Here is a 13981-nt window from a genome sequence, read left to right as displayed (position 1 = left end):
TATGGACAGGATTGAAACTCCCCCCCTGTATAGTATGCTTCAGCGATTTCTTGGGAAAGCGCGATGCCACATTCACCAGAGGACAAGAAGCGAGCCATCACACGCTTGCGGCGTATCAAGGGCCAGGCGGACGCTTTGGAACGCGCGATCGAAGCCGGGGCCGATTGCACTCCCCTGCTGCAGCAGATTGTCGCCATGCGAGGCGCGACAAATGGATTGATGGCAGAAGTGATGGAGAGTCACCTTAGGGAAACATTCGGTGCCGGTGCAGATCCGGCCGTCAAAAGCGAGAACGGCGATCACGATGACAAGGTGGAGGGCGTAATGAAGATTCTGCGTACATATCTTAAGTAACGACTTCAGCGATCTTCTTCTTGCCCCTGCTTTTCCGCAGGTAGAGCGAAAGCCTCGTGTCCTGCCACTCAGTGCCGTTCACCAGAGTGCAGCCTTTTGGCGTTCCGGCCCTCGATTTTGTTGTCGGCGTAGCGAGCACGAGCGTCTTCTCTGGCGTTTTTCAGGGCGTCAGGATCGATGGACCCTTCAAGATTGATGGGCGGGTCGCAGGCTGTGGGCGACACAGAGGTGGAGGCCTGCGAAGCGAAGCCACCCCCACATGCCTTCTCTGGTTTGACATCCTCACTCGGACACCTCTTGAATACTGGCAGGGAGTATCGTAAAGATACTCCCTGACAGTATGAGAGCGTCGACGAATTTCCGATGGCGCAACGGCCTCGCACCGGCAATCGGTTTCAATCAACGAGGGTATCCCAACATGAAATCTCGCGCCGCTGTAGCCTTCGAGGCGGGCAAGCCACTCGAAATCGTCGAGATTGATGTCGCCCCACCCCGGAAGGGCGAATTGCTCATCCGGGTGACGCACACCGGCGTGTGCCACACCGATGCGTACACGCTGGCGGGTAACGATCCGGAGGGCGTTTTCCCGGTGGTTCTAGGCCACGAGGGCGCGGGCATCGTTGTCGAGGTCGGTGAGGGCGTCACCAGCGTCAGGCCGGGCGATCACGTGATTCCGCTCTACACCGCCGAGTGCGGCAAGTGCGATTTCTGCGCGTCGGGCAAGACCAACCTGTGCGTCGCTGTCCGCGAAACGCAGGGCAAGGGCTTGATGCCCGACGGGACCACCCGCTTTTCGTACAATGGCCAGCCCCTCTATCATTACATGGGCTGTTCAACATTCAGTGAATATACTGTCGTCGCCGAAGTCTCGCTCGCCAAGATCAATCCCGAGGCAAACCCCGAACATGTCTGCCTGCTCGGCTGCGGCGTCACGACCGGAATCGGCGCAGTCCACAATACCGCCAAGGTCCAGCCCGGAGACTCGGTCGCCGTGTTCGGCCTGGGCGGCATCGGCCTCGCGGCGATTCAGGGTGCGCGCCAGGCGAAGGCGGGTCGCATCATCGCCATCGACACCAATCCGTCCAAGTTCGAGCTGGCACGCCAGTTCGGTGCGACCGAGTGCATCAACCCCAAGGACCATGACAAGCCCATCCAGCAAGTGCTGATCGAGATGACGGGCTGGGGCATCGATCATACCTTCGAGTGCATCGGCAACGTCCACGTCATGCGCGCCGCGCTTGAATCAGCGCACCGTGGCTGGGGTCAGTCGATCGTGATTGGCGTTGCTGGCGCGGGCGAAGAAATCTCCACCCGTCCATTCCAGCTCGTTACGGGCCGAGTCTGGAAGGGGTCCGCTTTCGGCGGCGTCAAGGGACGTACACAGCTCCCCGGCATGGTCGAGGACGCCATGAGAGGCGATATCGATCTGGCCCCGTTCGTTACCCACACCATGGGTTTGGAGGAGATCAACGAGGCGTTCGAACTGATGCACGAAGGCAAGTCGATCCGCACGGTTATCCACTACTGACCCGCCGATCCAAGCCGACCCAGAACGCCTTCGTCGAGAGCTTCAACGGCCGCCTGCGCGACGAATGCCTCAACGATACGCTGTTCACCTCGCTGGCTTACGCCGAGGCCGTGCTGGCTGCCTGGCGGCAGGACTACAACACCGTCAGGCCGGCCTCACAACTCGGCGGGTGTACCCACACCCAGATCGCCGGCCAACTTGGTCCGGCATGCCCCGGACCAAGTTGGCATGTCCTCAACCACCAGCCATGAACCATGTGGACTCTACGTCTGAGCGGTAACAACGGGGAGCACGCCATCAGCAGCAGCATCAAAAGCGGGATAAAACGCAAAAGACAGGCCATCCATTATGGCGGATGGCCTGTCGTGTTCTTCTGATTGAAGTCCAAAGCCGGCCCGTTCATTCCGAATGGCAGACGTATTTCACCGTTCAGCCAAGCCCGACGAAACGGTGTCGAGCACTTTGCTATTTCGCGGCCAGCAGGGTGAACTTATGAATCTGCGGCGGTTCAGAAAACAGTTCGTCCGCCCTCTCCATCAGTGCGGCGGCAACCTTGCCGTCAAGATGGGCCTGCCGATCCTCCTCCGTGTCGAACGTATCGAAGATCGCGTACGCACCGGGACCTTCCTCGATCGCATACCAGGTCAGAGTGCCCGGTTCAGCTTGAACGAGCGGCAATGCCGAGGTGAGGAAATCGGCGACATCGCGCTCTTTTCCGGGCTTGGCCTTCAGGGGTACATACAGGGCAAGTTTGGGCATAGATCGCTCCTCAAGTGAAACGGACAGATATTGTTCGGCAAAATAACGGACGAGCGGGCCGGTACGTTCCCCATGAGGCGGAGCACACGCGGCCCCGCCTCCTCGTCGAAATCAGAACTGCTGTGCGGTCGGCCGGATGACGATCGCGTTGATGTCGACGTCATCAGGCTGTTCGACAGCGAACGCGATAGCACGCGCCACCGACGCCGCAGGGATGGCCTGTTTATAGAAGTCGAGTACCGTCTCGGCAGCCGTGCCCGACGTCGTGAACTTCAAGTCGCTTTCGACGGCTCCGGGCTCGATAGACGTGACACGGACCTTTTCGCCCACCTCCTGGCGAAGGCCCTCGCTGATCGCGCTGACGGCGAACTTGGTGCCGGAGTAGACCGTGCCGCCTGGTGCGAAGACCTTGATGCCCGCAACCGAGCTCAGGTTGATGATGTGGCCGCTGCCCTGCTCGAGAAAGCCGGGAAGAGCCGCCGCGATGCCGTAAAGCGTACCCTTCAGATTGACGTCGATCATCTGGTCCCACTCGTCGGTGTTGACCTCGGCCATCGGACGGATCGGCATCAGCCCGGCGTTGTTGATCAGCACGTCGAGGCGACCGAAGTCGGCGATGATCGCGGCGACGACGGACTGGACCGCCGACTTGTCGGTGACGTCGAGCGCGTAGCTACGTGCCGTGCCGCCGCTTGAGGCGATGTCCGCGACAACCTCGTCGAGCCTGTCCTTGCGACGGGCGGCGATGGCCACCTTGGCGCCGCCTTCAGCGAGAAGCCGCGCGGTTTCCGCGCCGATACCGGTGCTGCCGCCGGTGATGAGAACAACCTTGCCTTCGATACCTTTGGTCATGACTGTGTGTCCTTGATTTCAGATGTTGATTTTCCGCTGGATCGCGGCCCCGCGCCAGCGGTAGCCGCCGCGTGGATAAACGAGGCCAATAAGGCCCAGGCGAAGCGCAAGTGCCAACAGGCCGATCATCCGCAGCTCCTCTACGTAGAACGGTTGTGCCAGCAGCGCCGACCCCACCCATTCTTGAAGCTTGCCCATGGCAGCACCCTCAGGTCGCGGAGACGGGGTTGAGGACGAACGCGCCGCGCTCGGCCAGATCGCCGATCTGAGAGAGGTAGTTCTGGAAGTGGGGCGTCGCGCGGTGGGCGGCAACCGCATCCGAGTCCGCGTACAGCTCGTCGAGGACGAAGCGGTTCGGATCGCTCTGGTCCTGCCAGAGATCGTAGCGCAAATTGCCCGGCTCCGCACGGCTCGGCTTTAACATGGCGTCGAGCAGAGCGTGCAGGCGGTCGACGGTATCCGCACGGGCGGTGAGCACGGCGACGATCTTCACGTTGGCTGTCATGGCACCGTTCCTTGTCATGGTTATATGCGAAGCGGGGCGCATCCTGAGCGCCCCGCCCGTCATCCTGGTACTCACGCAGCGGCGCGATCGAGGGCTTCGATCAAAGCGTCGGCCATGGCCTGGTCCGACGCCGGATTCTGACCCGTGATCAGCTCCCGGTCCACGACGACATTCGAAGCGAAGTTCTTGTCAGTGACCGAGACGTCGCCACCGGCCGAGCGCCGCGCCTTTTCCATGTCGAAGAAGAGCTCGCCCTTCAGCACTTGCTCCTCGGCGATCTTCTCCTCGCTCGCCGAGAAGACAGTCATGCGGTAGCCCGAGTAGATCCAGTCTCGCGCCAGGTCGGCCGCCCCGGCGTCATCGCCTTCCTCCAGCGCCTTGCGGAAGGCCGGAGCATCGTCGAGCGTAGCGACAACGGCTACCGGTCCGTGGCAGAGAAGCGCGGTCGGCTTGGCCGCCGTGTGGAAGTGACGGAGGATCGTGCCCGCGTCGTGGTCCTGCATCAGGTCGACGACGGGAGCGTGGCCGCCCGGCACGAACACTCCGACAAAGCCGTCCAGGCCGCCCTCGACGACAGAGCGCAAGCTGCGGACGTCGTTCATCGCCGGGTGGCTGGCAAAAAAGTCCTTGGCGCGCTGGAATGCCGTCTGATCGCCGCCAAAATGATCAACCGAAACGGAGACGGCGTCGATGTGCGGCTTGGCCCCATTGGGCGTGGCGAGAACAATGTCATAGCCGGCGTCGAGCAGAGCCAGCGCGGGGACCGCCGTCTCGTTGAGATACTGACCGACCGTCGCGGTACCGCCGCCACGAAGACCGATCTGCGTCGCGTTCGATCCAAGAACGAGAACCTGTCCCTTGCTCATCTGAACCTCCATGTTCGCGGCGTCCGTCGCCGATGGATGGGAAATGGGCCTCGTTGACATATTTCAGAAGTTTATCTTTCTGATTTCAGATATAACGCTAACAGGATGACTGCATGCGCTACGATCTGAACCTGCTGCCGATCTTCGTCGCGTTGATGGAGGAGCGCAGCGTCACGCGGGCCGCCGAGCGCATGGGCATGACGCAGCCCGCCCTGTCTAACGCCCTATCGCGTCTACGACTGATGCTTCAGGACCAGCTGTTCGTCCGCGAGCGCTACGGCATCCAGCCGACCCCGATCGCGCTTGAACTCTCACCGCTGATCGCCGAGGCACTCGCGCAGCTCGACAACGCGGTCCTCGGTCAGCAGGCCTTCGACCCCGTACAGGCCAAACGGCTCTTCACCATCGCGCCGAACGGCTATGTCGAGTTCGCCCTCGTCCCCGCTGTCGTGGCGCGCCTGGAGAAGGTCGCTCCCGGCATAAAGCTTCGTCTGACGCCCTACGGCAACGATCTTGTGGAGACAGGCGTCGTATCGGGCACGACGGCGCTCGTACTGGGCCGCATCGTCGATCCGCCCGACAATCTCGTCGTCCAGCACCTGATGGACGAAGGGCTCGCCTGCGCCGTCCGCGCCGACCATCCGGGCGTCGGCGATGCCATGACGCGCGAGCAGTTCGAGGCGATGAAGCACGTTAACATCGTGCCGCCCGGACGGATGCGCGCCGGGCTGTTCCAGGCGCTGGCGCAGCAGCAGCTGAAGCGTGACGTCGCAATCTCCGTGACAAACTTCTTCGCGGTAGCCGAGATGGTGGCGGTGACCGACTATTGCGCCACCTTGCCCTCGCTCATCTGCAGGCGGCTGATGCACGACCCCCGGCTGAAGATCCTGCCGGCTCCGGTCGACCTTGGCAGCTTTCCCGTGGAAATGGCTTGGCACGTCCGCTATCGGCATGATCCCGCACACCGCTGGCTACGGGCGCTGATCGGCGCGGTCATCACCGACCTCACGGGGAAGACGGCAGCGGCAGCCACGCCGTCGCCAGCCTGAGGACGATGCCGAACCGCGACGTCGCTTGTGCGTATCCCGTACACGACAAAGTTCGCTATACAGCCCCTGACAATAGGATTTATCATGCGCGCAATCGGCTACCAGCAGCCCGGAACGATCGATCGCACGGAAGCTCTCGTCGATATCGAACTTCCCGATCCCAACGCTACCGGCCGTGATCTCCTCGTCGAGGTCAAGGCTGTCTCGGTAAACCCGGTTGACACGAAGGTGCGCGCTGGCTCGGGTTCGATCCACGGTGATTGGCGTGTCCTGGGTTGGGATGCCGCCGGTGTCGTTCGCGCTGTTGGCCCTGAAGTGCGCGGCTTCGAACCGGGCGACGAGGTGTTCTACGCCGGCAGCATCGGCCGTGATGGGACCAACGCCGAGTTGCACTTGGTCGACGAGCGCATTGTCGGGAAGAAGCCGGCCAGCCTCGATTGGGCAGAGGCAGCGGCGTTGCCGCTGACGGCGATCACCGCGTGGGAGGCCCTCTTCGAGCGATTGTCCGTGCGTACTCCTGTAGCCGGTGCAGCACATGCGCTGTTGATTGTCGGGGGTGCCGGCGGGGTAGGCTCGATGGCAATCCAGCTTGCTCGCCAAGTACCCGAGCTGATCGTCATTGCGACGGCCTCGCGCCCTGAAACGCAGGCCTGGGTGGGTGAGCTCGGTGCGCACCATGTCATCGATCATCGCCAGCCGCTGGCTCGGCAAGTGGCGAATTTGGGCATTGGTGCGCCGGCTTTCGTCTTCTCGACCACGCACACCGACGAGCATATCGAGCAGATCGCCGAGCTGATCGCCCCGCAGGGACGTTTTGCGCTCATCGACGACCCCAAGACGCTCGATGTCGTACCGTTCAAACGCAAGTCGGTGTCGACCCACTGGGAGTTTATGTTCACCAGGTCCATGTTCGAGACCGCTGATATGGAAACGCAGGGTCAGACCCTGTCGGCCATCGCCAGCCTCGTGGACGCCGGGGAGGTGCGCACCACCCTCACCGAACGGTTCTCCCCCATCAACGCCGCGAACCTCAAGCGCGCGCACCAGGCGCTTGAGAGGACTACCGCACGCGGCAAGATCGTCATCGAGGGTTGGCAGTGATGCGGTTCACGCTCACCCGCAACGTCCGCCGCGCCCGCGGCCCCCGCTGCACCAACTGAAAGGGACCAAGCCTCGGCGTTATCGATGCCAGCCATGTGCGGTTGTGGGCGTCGCTTTCGCTGGGTCACTGATATCTACAATCATAAAAGACCATGATGTTTTGAGATAGCAGACGCGGTCCTCGGGTGAAAACTCGGGACGTCTGCTAGCTCGGCCTCTCACCAATCGGTGCCAAGAGCGGGGAGTGCTTCGGCTAAGAAGTCAATCCACGCCCGCGTCTTGGCGGCGGGGCGCCGCGTCGGGTGTGTGATGGCATATGCCGCTCCCAGCATCATAGGCGGCTCGTCCAGCTCAAGCTCGCTCAATTGGCCGGCGCGAAGCGCCTCTGCCGCAATAAAGCGTGGCCCATAAACCAGCCCTTGGCCCGCGATGGCAGCGCGAACCAAGGCCTCGCCATTGTCGGAACACATCGATCCTGAGATCGGCACTTTGATCGTCCCGTCTTTGCCGAACGCCCACGATGTCGTTCCTGCAAGCGACGCGTTGGTGTGGCCGAGGCAATCGTGATCGCCAAGATCGACCAGGCGGGTGGGCGTTCCGCGCCGCTCCAGGTAGGCGGGGGCGGCACACAGCACGATGCGCATCGCCACGAGCTTGCGGGCAACAAGCGCACTGTCGGCAAGGCGCCCGATCCTCACGGCCACATCCCATCGCTCTTCCAGCAGGTCGACGTAGCGATCGTTGAAGCCCAGTTCGATCGTCACCTCGGGATGACGCGCGGAGAACGTAGGGACGAGCGAGGCAAGGTGCAGGACGCCAAAGGTGGCGGGCGCACTGACGCGCAGCAGTCCCCGCGCGGTGATCGATCGCGACGATGCCTCCGCCTCGGCTTCACCGATCTCCATCAGGATACGTTCGGCCTTTTCGAGATAGTCGGTGCCTGCCTCGGTCAGCGACAGCCGACGCGTCGAGCGCTGGACCAGCGTTGTGCCAAGCCGCGCTTCGAGGGCGTCTAGGTGCTTGGCCGCCATCGCAGGCGACATGTGCAGATCACGGGCGGCAGCAGAGATGCCACCGAGCCTGATCGCCCGCACGAACACGTCCATACCCGTCAACCGATCCGCCATGACTTCCTACCCGTGGTTGAAGCTGATCCTTCTACGCGAGCGATTATCATTGCGCGATAGCGGGCACATATTCTGGCCATCAGATCGATGATCCAGGCCGCCTCCGTGGCGCCTGCACCGGAGTGTATGACCATGAGCGTCCAGCCCACCTACTTCATCCCGCATGGCGGCGGCCCCTGCTTCTTCATGGACGATCCGCGCGGCGTGTGGACCGGTATGGAAGCGTTCCTGCGCAACCTGCCGATCACGCTCGCCGAGAAGCCCAAGGCCATCCTCGTCGTCTCGGGACATTGGGAGACGGACGGCTTCGCCTTCACCGGCGCCGAACGGCCCGAACTGATCTACGACTATTACAACTTCCCGCCCCATACCTATCAGCTGCGCTACGACGTGCCGGGCGCACCCGCGCTCGCCGCTCGTGCCGCGGCCCTGCTCAAGGACGCGGGCATCCCCTCGACTGTCGACGCGAAGCGGGGCCTGGATCACGGCGTGTTCGTCCCCCTCAAAGTGGCTTTTCCGGATGCGGACATTCCGCTGATCGAAATGTCCGTCGAGCGGGGGCTGGATCCGGCCCTCCATGTCGCTGCGGGCCGCGCCCTTGCGCCGCTGCGTGAGGAGGGCGTGCTGATCCTCGGCTCGGGCATGAGCTTTCACAACATGCGCGCCTATGGCGACCCGCGCTCGACGCCCGGCTCGCAAGCGTTCGACCAGTGGCTGGCCGAAAGCATGGAACTCGACGGCCCGCAGCGGGCCGAGCGCCTGGCGCGCTGGGCCGATGCGCCCTCGGCACGGTTCGCCCATCCCCCGGCCAAGGAGGAGCATCTGCTGCCCCTGATGGTCGCGGCCGGCGCGGCCGAAGGCCAAGGCGCCCGGGTCTATGCCGAGGAAGTGCTGTCGACCGCCATCTCCGGCTTCCGTTTCAACTGATCTCACCGCGTCACCGAAGGAGAATTGTCATGACTATCGCCGTCACCGGCGCGACCGGCCAGCTTGGCCGCCTCGTCATCGAAAGCCTGAAGCGCAAATTGACCGGCGAGCCGATCGTGGCGCTGGTGCGCTCGCCCGAAAAGGCCAGCGATCTGGGCGTGGAGGCACGCGCTTTCGATTACGCGCAGCCCGAGACGCTCGCTCCGGCGCTGGCCGGGGTCGACACGCTGCTCCTGATCTCATCGAGCGAGGTCGGGCAGCGCGAGCCGCAGCACCGCAACGTCATCGAGGCCGCCAAGCAGGCAAGCATCAAGCGTATCGTCTATACCAGCCTGCTGCATGCCGACCGCTCGCCGATCAGTCTGGGCGAGGAGCATCGCGCGACCGAAGCGCTGCTGGCGTCCTCCGGTATCCCAACGACCCTCCTGCGCAATGGCTGGTACACCGAGAACTACACCGGCTCGATTCCCGCAGCCCTGGAGAATGGCGCGCTCGTCGGCAGCGCTGGCGAGGGACGCCTGTCGCTTGCGACCCGCGCCGATTATGCCGAGGCCGCAGCCGTCGTGCTGACCAGCGACGCCCATGAGGGTAAGACGTATGAGCTGGCCGGTGACGACGCGGTGACGCTTGCCGACCTTGCCGCCGAGATCTCGCGCCAGACCGGTCGCGACATCCCGTACCGCCATCTATCGCAGGCCGAATACGCTGCAATCCTGAAGCAGGTCGGCCTGCCCGAGGGCTTCGCCGAGGGGCTTGCGGCGTGGGACGTCGATGCCTCAAACGGTGCGCTGTTCGATGACGGTCATCAGCTCGCGAAGCTGATCGGACGTCCGACGATGCCGCTGGCCGATGCCGTGCGGGCGCAACTCGCCGTGCAGGGCTGACGTTACGGACAACCCCGACCGATAACGACCATCCCTGGAGATAGCGCATGAACATCGACCTTTCCGGCAAGACGGCGCTCGTGACCGGCTCGACCGCCGGCATCGGCTTTGCGATCGCGAAGGGGTTGGCGGCAGCCGGGGCGATCGTCTTCCTGAACGGGCGCGACGAGAGCCGCACTCAGGCGGCGGTGGCCAGGCTGAAGCGTGAGGTTGAGCATGCCGATGTGCGCGGTGTGGCCGGAAACGTCGGAACGGAAGCCGGATGCGATGCCATCGTATCCGCGCTTCCGGCGGTCGATATCCTGGTGAACAATGCCGCCATCTTCGGCCCGCAAGACTTTTTCGAAACGCCTGACGAAGAGTGGGAGCGCTTCTTTCGGGTCAACGTGATGTCAGGCGTACGCCTCTCCCGGGCATACCTGCCGGGCATGCGGGACAAGGGCTGGGGCCGCGTGCTGTTCCTGTCCTCGGAATCCGGCCTAAATATCCCGGCGGACATGATCCACTATGGCGTGACCAAGACGGCCGACCTTGCACTGTCGCGTGGGCTGGCCAAGCGCATGGCGGGCGCGGTCGCATCGGGCAAATCGTTGGAAGAGGCCCGGCGCCGATTTCGTCAAGGCGCACCGACCGTCCTCGATTATTCGGCGTGCTGCCACGGTCGGAGAAGTCGCCAACCTGTGTGTCTATATCGCCTCTCCGCAGGCGTCCGCGACCACCGGTGCGGCGCTACGCGTTGACGGCGGTGTGGTGGATACAATCGCCTGACTTTCAATTTGTCCTATCCCGATTGGGAAGGGCGGCCGGCGCTACCAATGCGCGATGGATTTTGCCATAGCGACGCTTCCTCAACATCGGAAAACCCGTTGCGAAAACCACCAGCACATTGCAGGGTGGTGGATATCTTTTCTGGCGGGGTCATGATGCTCAGCGGATTGAGGTGGTCCCGCCTTCTTGGACAGTTTGGCGGCTGAGTTAAGCTAGGTGTTTAGTCCCGGCATATGGTGGATCGGATCGACGATGAACCTGTCCGGCTCTGACGTCCAGATCTTGGCGATGTATTCGTAGGGTGTGAGGCCGCTGAGCGTCTTCAGTCGGCGGGCAAAATTATACGCAGCCATGAAGTCGGCAAGGTGCGTCCAAGGTGCGTCCAAGGTGCGTCCGTAGCTGCTCGTGGCTCTCGTAGTGGAAGCGTTTGACGGTGGCTTCCTTGATGGTGCGGTTCATCCGCTCAACCTGACCATTGGTCCAAGGGTGGTTCGGCTTGGTAAGCCGGTGCTCGATGTCATTGGCTTCGCAGATCATGTCGAAGCGCATCTGCCGCGACCAGGCGGTGTTGCGGTTGCGCGGCTGCTCGGCGAACTGGATGCCGTTGTCGGTCAGGATCGTGTGGATTGGGTACGGCACCGCTTTCAGCAGGTGTTCCAGAAATTCCCAAGCCGTCCGCCTGTCAGCCTTGTCGACCAACTGCGTCACCGCGAACTTACTCGTGCGGTCGACGCCTACGAACAGATAAAGCTTGCCTTCGGCGGTCTGCACCTCGGCAATATCCACGTGGAAGAAGCCGATAGGGTAGCGTTTGAAGCGCTGCCGCTTTGGCTTGTCGCCTTCGATGTCCGGCAGACGGGAGATGCCATGGCGTTGCAGGCAGCGGTGCAGTGCTGACCGGCTCAGGTGCGGGATCGACGGCTGCAATGCGTAGAGGCAGTCGTCCAGCGGCAGCAACGTGTGACGCCGGAATGCGACGACCGCTGCCTCCTCGGCTTCGGTTAGGGTCGTGGAGTGAGGGGCCTTCGGCCCGGTATTCAAATCCTCGACCGTCGTTCGCTTACGCCACTTCGCCACCGTCTTCGGGTTTATCCCAAGCTCCCGGCTCAGCGTCGAGAGCGAAGCTTGCGATCGCTGTATTGCTGCTCTGATGGCGTGCGTGGTCGTGGCGCTCCCGTGACGTACCTGTCCCATATGGCTTCCTTCCATTCCAACGAAAGGATCGCACCATCAAACCGTGGGATCAAACACCTAGTTCAATATGCTCCTTCTTGTTCGGCGGCGCGCGACGACTAGGATCGGGCCATGTCGATTGAAACTCGCCTACGTCAGCCACTAACGCTCGCTGCGCTGTGTTCCATTGCGCTGTTGGTATCACTGGCAGCGTTGGCGACGGCGTTCATCCTAAGCCTTGCGAGTGCGGGACGGAACTTTGACCGCGCCGGAATCGCGCAGGCGCAGCTTGCGGCCGTGTCGCGGATCGAAACGCTGGCAAACACCGGGGACGCTGCGGCGCTGCGCCCGCATCTCCACGCCTATGCACGATTGATCCGCACCGAGACGGCGCTGTTACCTACCGCTTCCGCCGAACACGCAGCGCAGGTGCGTGAGGCGGTGGATGCGGACCATCTCGCTGTGCTGGCCGGCGATCCGAAGCGGCGCGGCGAACTCGCGGACCTGGTCTCCCGCATCGTCGCACGGGAACGCACAGAAGCCGCGCGGATCGGCGCGGACATGATCCGGCTGCGGGCGCGAACGACGATCCTGGCCGTGCTACTCGTGCTGGTGGCAGGCGGATCAGCGTTGCTGGGAGCGTTGGGGTTGATCGCAGCCAATCGCCAGCTCGCCAATGAAGTTTCGGAGAAGACGGCGGAACTTGCCATGATCGATCAATCGCGTCGGCTGTTCTTTGCAAAAGCCAGCCATGAAATGCGGACTCCGATCACCGTGATGCGGGGAGAAGCGGAAGTAGCGCTGGCCGATTTCGCTGCCGAGCCACGTGCACTGCGCGAGGCGCTCGGGCACGTCGTCGCTAATGCCGAGTTTCTCGAACACCGGATCGCTGAATTGCTAGCCTTGGCGCGCGCGGATGACGGTCAGCTTCAACTCGCGCGCGAGCTGATCGATCTGGCGACGCTGGTAGAGGGGGCGGGCGACGCCGCACGTGGTTATGCGCGCTCGGCCGAGGTAGCGCTGGCGGTCGAGACTATGGTGCCGCCGCTGACTGTGCGGGGCGACGCGCGGTGGCTGCAACAGGCGGTGCTTGCAATCGTCGATAACGCGGTAAAGTTTTCGCCATTCGGGGGAACCGTTACCGTACGGCTCACGACCAATGATGATGCGGCGCGGATCGATGTGGTGGATCAGGGATCGGGCGTGGCGGACGAGGCTTTGCCGCGGATCTTCGACGCCTATTACCAGGGGGATGCGGGGCGATCGCGGGGCGGCACCGGGCTCGGCCTGTCACTCGCGCGGTGGGTCGTCGAGCAGCATGACGGATCGATCCATGCCGCCAACGCGCTCGCCAATGGCCTGAGCGTCGGCTGTACCGTGACGATCGACCTTCCCTTGGTACCAGTATGAAGATCCTGTTGGTCGAGGACGATGCCGGCATCGGCCGTTTCGTCAGCCGCGGACTGACCGCGCGCGGGTATGAGGTTGCCTGGGAACGCGCGGCGCGGGAGGTGCCGACGATGCTGCGAACCGGCGGATTTGCCGCCGCACTGCTCGACGTGGGCCTTCCCGACCGTGACGGGATGGACCTTTGCCGGGCCCTGCGTGAAGACGGGATCCGGGTGCCGATCCTGATGTTGACGGCGCGAGGAACGTTACAGGACCGGCTCGACGGGTTCGACAGCGGGGCGGACGATTATCTCCCCAAGCCGTTCGCATTCGAAGAACTCGTCGCGCGACTGGCGGCGATCGTCCGTCGGGGAGCGGACGCCGCACCGCCGCCAATGCGCTACGCCAATCTCGCGCTCGACCCGATTTCGCGGCATGCGCTGGTCGACGACCGCCCGCTCGCGCTAAGCCGGCGTGAGTTCGACCTGCTGCAGCGGCTCGTCGCGGCCAATGGCGGCACTGCGACACGAGTGGCGCTGGCCGCTGCTGTCTGGGGCGCAGATGCCGGGATCAGCGACAACGCGCTCGACGTCTATATCGGCTATCTTCGCCGCCGACTGAGCGAACTTCGCGGAGCGCCGGCGATCGAGACACTGCGCGGTCGTGGCTTCCGGCTAGTGCCATCGACCAAGGTATGAC

At 63.3% G+C, this 13981-nt stretch carries 15 protein-coding genes and 3 pseudogenes; 11 read left to right on the top strand and 7 right to left on the bottom strand.

The annotated features are described in order from the left end of the window. Nucleotides 1-63 precede the first annotated feature (63 nt). The 3 genes and pseudogenes from SPHN_RS15850 to SPHN_RS15840 all read left to right on the top strand — a co-directional run. Entirely contained in the window at nucleotides 64-354 is a 291-nt protein-coding gene (locus SPHN_RS15850; RefSeq protein ID WP_248524699.1) for a metal/formaldehyde-sensitive transcriptional repressor, read from the top strand. Between the two features lie 418 nt (nucleotides 355-772). Further along, the gene (locus SPHN_RS15845) at nucleotides 773-1882 is read left to right on the top strand and encodes an S-(hydroxymethyl)glutathione dehydrogenase/class III alcohol dehydrogenase (RefSeq protein WP_248524698.1); all 1110 of its coding nucleotides are present in this window, start codon (nucleotides 773-775) and stop codon (nucleotides 1880-1882) included. Between the two features lie 11 nt (nucleotides 1883-1893). After that, a pseudogene (locus SPHN_RS15840) lies at nucleotides 1894-2133 on the top strand (integrase core domain-containing protein); the annotation flags it as partial. Between the two features lie 214 nt (nucleotides 2134-2347). Here the strand turns inward: SPHN_RS15840 and SPHN_RS15835 are convergent. The 5 genes from SPHN_RS15835 to SPHN_RS15815 all read right to left on the bottom strand — a co-directional run bounded on the left by SPHN_RS15835 (nucleotide 2348) and on the right by SPHN_RS15815 (nucleotide 4864). Beyond that, nucleotides 2348-2641 (bottom strand): putative quinol monooxygenase, encoded by a 294-nt coding sequence (locus SPHN_RS15835; protein WP_248524696.1) that lies wholly within the window; start codon nucleotides 2639-2641, stop codon nucleotides 2348-2350. 111 nt (nucleotides 2642-2752) lie between these two features. Next, nucleotides 2753-3493, bottom strand: a complete 741-nt coding sequence (locus SPHN_RS15830; RefSeq protein WP_248524694.1) for an SDR family oxidoreductase — start codon at nucleotides 3491-3493, stop codon at nucleotides 2753-2755. 18 nt (nucleotides 3494-3511) lie between these two features. Then, nucleotides 3512-3691, bottom strand: a complete 180-nt coding sequence (locus tag SPHN_RS15825) for a hypothetical protein (protein ID WP_248524693.1) — start codon at nucleotides 3689-3691, stop codon at nucleotides 3512-3514. 10 nt (nucleotides 3692-3701) lie between these two features. Next, a complete protein-coding gene (locus tag SPHN_RS15820; RefSeq protein ID WP_132884492.1) occupies nucleotides 3702-3998 on the bottom strand; it encodes a putative quinol monooxygenase in 297 nt (98 codons plus the stop codon). A gap of 71 nt (nucleotides 3999-4069) precedes the next feature. After that, the gene (locus SPHN_RS15815) at nucleotides 4070-4864 is read right to left on the bottom strand and encodes a type 1 glutamine amidotransferase domain-containing protein (RefSeq protein ID WP_248524691.1); all 795 of its coding nucleotides are present in this window, start codon (nucleotides 4862-4864) and stop codon (nucleotides 4070-4072) included. A gap of 113 nt (nucleotides 4865-4977) precedes the next feature. On the opposite strand from SPHN_RS15815, the gene SPHN_RS15810 reads away from it, so the two are divergent. Then, a complete protein-coding gene (locus SPHN_RS15810; RefSeq protein ID WP_248524690.1) occupies nucleotides 4978-5913 on the top strand; it encodes a LysR substrate-binding domain-containing protein in 936 nt (311 codons plus the stop codon). 84 nt (nucleotides 5914-5997) lie between these two features. Next, complete coding sequence (locus SPHN_RS15805) at nucleotides 5998-7014, top strand: zinc-binding alcohol dehydrogenase family protein (RefSeq protein WP_248524689.1); 1017 nt, start codon at nucleotides 5998-6000, stop codon at nucleotides 7012-7014. A 218-nt stretch (nucleotides 7015-7232) separates the two neighbouring features. Here SPHN_RS15805 and SPHN_RS15800 read toward each other — a convergent pair whose 3' ends face one another. Continuing rightward, entirely contained in the window at nucleotides 7233-8141 is a 909-nt protein-coding gene (locus SPHN_RS15800; protein ID WP_248524688.1) for a LysR family transcriptional regulator, read from the bottom strand. Between the two features lie 87 nt (nucleotides 8142-8228). On the opposite strand from SPHN_RS15800, the gene SPHN_RS15795 reads away from it, so the two are divergent. From SPHN_RS15795 to SPHN_RS18525, 4 genes and pseudogenes are all read left to right on the top strand, one after another. After that, complete coding sequence (locus tag SPHN_RS15795) at nucleotides 8229-9068, top strand: DODA-type extradiol aromatic ring-opening family dioxygenase (protein WP_248524687.1); 840 nt, start codon at nucleotides 8229-8231, stop codon at nucleotides 9066-9068. 29 nt (nucleotides 9069-9097) lie between these two features. Further along, a complete protein-coding gene (locus tag SPHN_RS15790) occupies nucleotides 9098-9952 on the top strand; it encodes an SDR family oxidoreductase (RefSeq protein WP_248524686.1) in 855 nt (284 codons plus the stop codon). 47 nt (nucleotides 9953-9999) lie between these two features. After that, a pseudogene (locus SPHN_RS18530) lies at nucleotides 10000-10458 on the top strand (SDR family NAD(P)-dependent oxidoreductase); the annotation flags it as partial. A 37-nt stretch (nucleotides 10459-10495) separates the two neighbouring features. Then, nucleotides 10496-10720, top strand: a complete 225-nt coding sequence (locus tag SPHN_RS18525; protein WP_349238511.1) for an SDR family oxidoreductase — start codon at nucleotides 10496-10498, stop codon at nucleotides 10718-10720. A 212-nt stretch (nucleotides 10721-10932) separates the two neighbouring features. Here the strand turns inward: SPHN_RS18525 and SPHN_RS15780 are convergent. Beyond that, nucleotides 10933-11914, bottom strand: a pseudogene (locus SPHN_RS15780) (IS481 family transposase). 111 nt (nucleotides 11915-12025) lie between these two features. On the opposite strand from SPHN_RS15780, the gene SPHN_RS15775 reads away from it, so the two are divergent. Next, the gene (locus SPHN_RS15775) at nucleotides 12026-13303 is read left to right on the top strand and encodes a sensor histidine kinase (protein WP_081874322.1); all 1278 of its coding nucleotides are present in this window, start codon (nucleotides 12026-12028) and stop codon (nucleotides 13301-13303) included. Beyond that, complete coding sequence (locus SPHN_RS15770; protein WP_031441036.1) at nucleotides 13300-13980, top strand: response regulator transcription factor; 681 nt, start codon at nucleotides 13300-13302, stop codon at nucleotides 13978-13980. Before SPHN_RS15775 ends, SPHN_RS15770 begins: the two co-directional genes overlap by 4 nt. Nucleotide 13981: the final 1 nt, after the last annotated feature.

The sequence above is a fragment of the Sphingomonas faeni genome (genome assembly GCF_023195535.1).
In the GTDB taxonomy this organism is placed as follows: Bacteria; Pseudomonadota; Alphaproteobacteria; order Sphingomonadales; family Sphingomonadaceae; genus Sphingomonas; species Sphingomonas faeni_B.
Note: the sequence above shows the minus strand (reverse complement) of the source record. Positions and strands in the feature narration are given on the sequence as shown.

Excerpts from the sequence above, each read along its gene's own strand:
- SPHN_RS15790 (WP_248524686.1), top strand. The coding sequence starts at position 9,098 with ATGACTATCGCCGTCACCGGCGCGACCGGCCAGCTTGGCCGCCTCGTC.
- SPHN_RS15850 (WP_248524699.1), top strand. The coding sequence starts at position 64 with ATGCCACATTCACCAGAGGACAAGAAGCGAGCCATCACACGCTTGCGG.
- SPHN_RS15770 (WP_031441036.1), top strand. The coding sequence starts at position 13,300 with ATGAAGATCCTGTTGGTCGAGGACGATGCCGGCATCGGCCGTTTCGTC.
- SPHN_RS15795 (WP_248524687.1), top strand. The coding sequence starts at position 8,229 with ATGATCCAGGCCGCCTCCGTGGCGCCTGCACCGGAGTGTATGACCATG.
- SPHN_RS15820 (WP_132884492.1), bottom strand. The coding sequence starts at position 3,998 with ATGACAGCCAACGTGAAGATCGTCGCCGTGCTCACCGCCCGTGCGGAT.
- SPHN_RS15775 (WP_081874322.1), top strand. The coding sequence starts at position 12,026 with ATGTCGATTGAAACTCGCCTACGTCAGCCACTAACGCTCGCTGCGCTG.
- SPHN_RS15845 (WP_248524698.1), top strand. The coding sequence starts at position 773 with ATGAAATCTCGCGCCGCTGTAGCCTTCGAGGCGGGCAAGCCACTCGAA.
- SPHN_RS15810 (WP_248524690.1), top strand. The coding sequence starts at position 4,978 with ATGCGCTACGATCTGAACCTGCTGCCGATCTTCGTCGCGTTGATGGAG.
- SPHN_RS15815 (WP_248524691.1), bottom strand. The coding sequence starts at position 4,864 with ATGAGCAAGGGACAGGTTCTCGTTCTTGGATCGAACGCGACGCAGATC.
- SPHN_RS15830 (WP_248524694.1), bottom strand. The coding sequence starts at position 3,493 with ATGACCAAAGGTATCGAAGGCAAGGTTGTTCTCATCACCGGCGGCAGC.
- SPHN_RS15800 (WP_248524688.1), bottom strand. The coding sequence starts at position 8,141 with ATGGCGGATCGGTTGACGGGTATGGACGTGTTCGTGCGGGCGATCAGG.
- SPHN_RS15805 (WP_248524689.1), top strand. The coding sequence starts at position 5,998 with ATGCGCGCAATCGGCTACCAGCAGCCCGGAACGATCGATCGCACGGAA.
- SPHN_RS15835 (WP_248524696.1), bottom strand. The coding sequence starts at position 2,641 with ATGCCCAAACTTGCCCTGTATGTACCCCTGAAGGCCAAGCCCGGAAAA.
- SPHN_RS15825 (WP_248524693.1), bottom strand. The coding sequence starts at position 3,691 with ATGGGCAAGCTTCAAGAATGGGTGGGGTCGGCGCTGCTGGCACAACCG.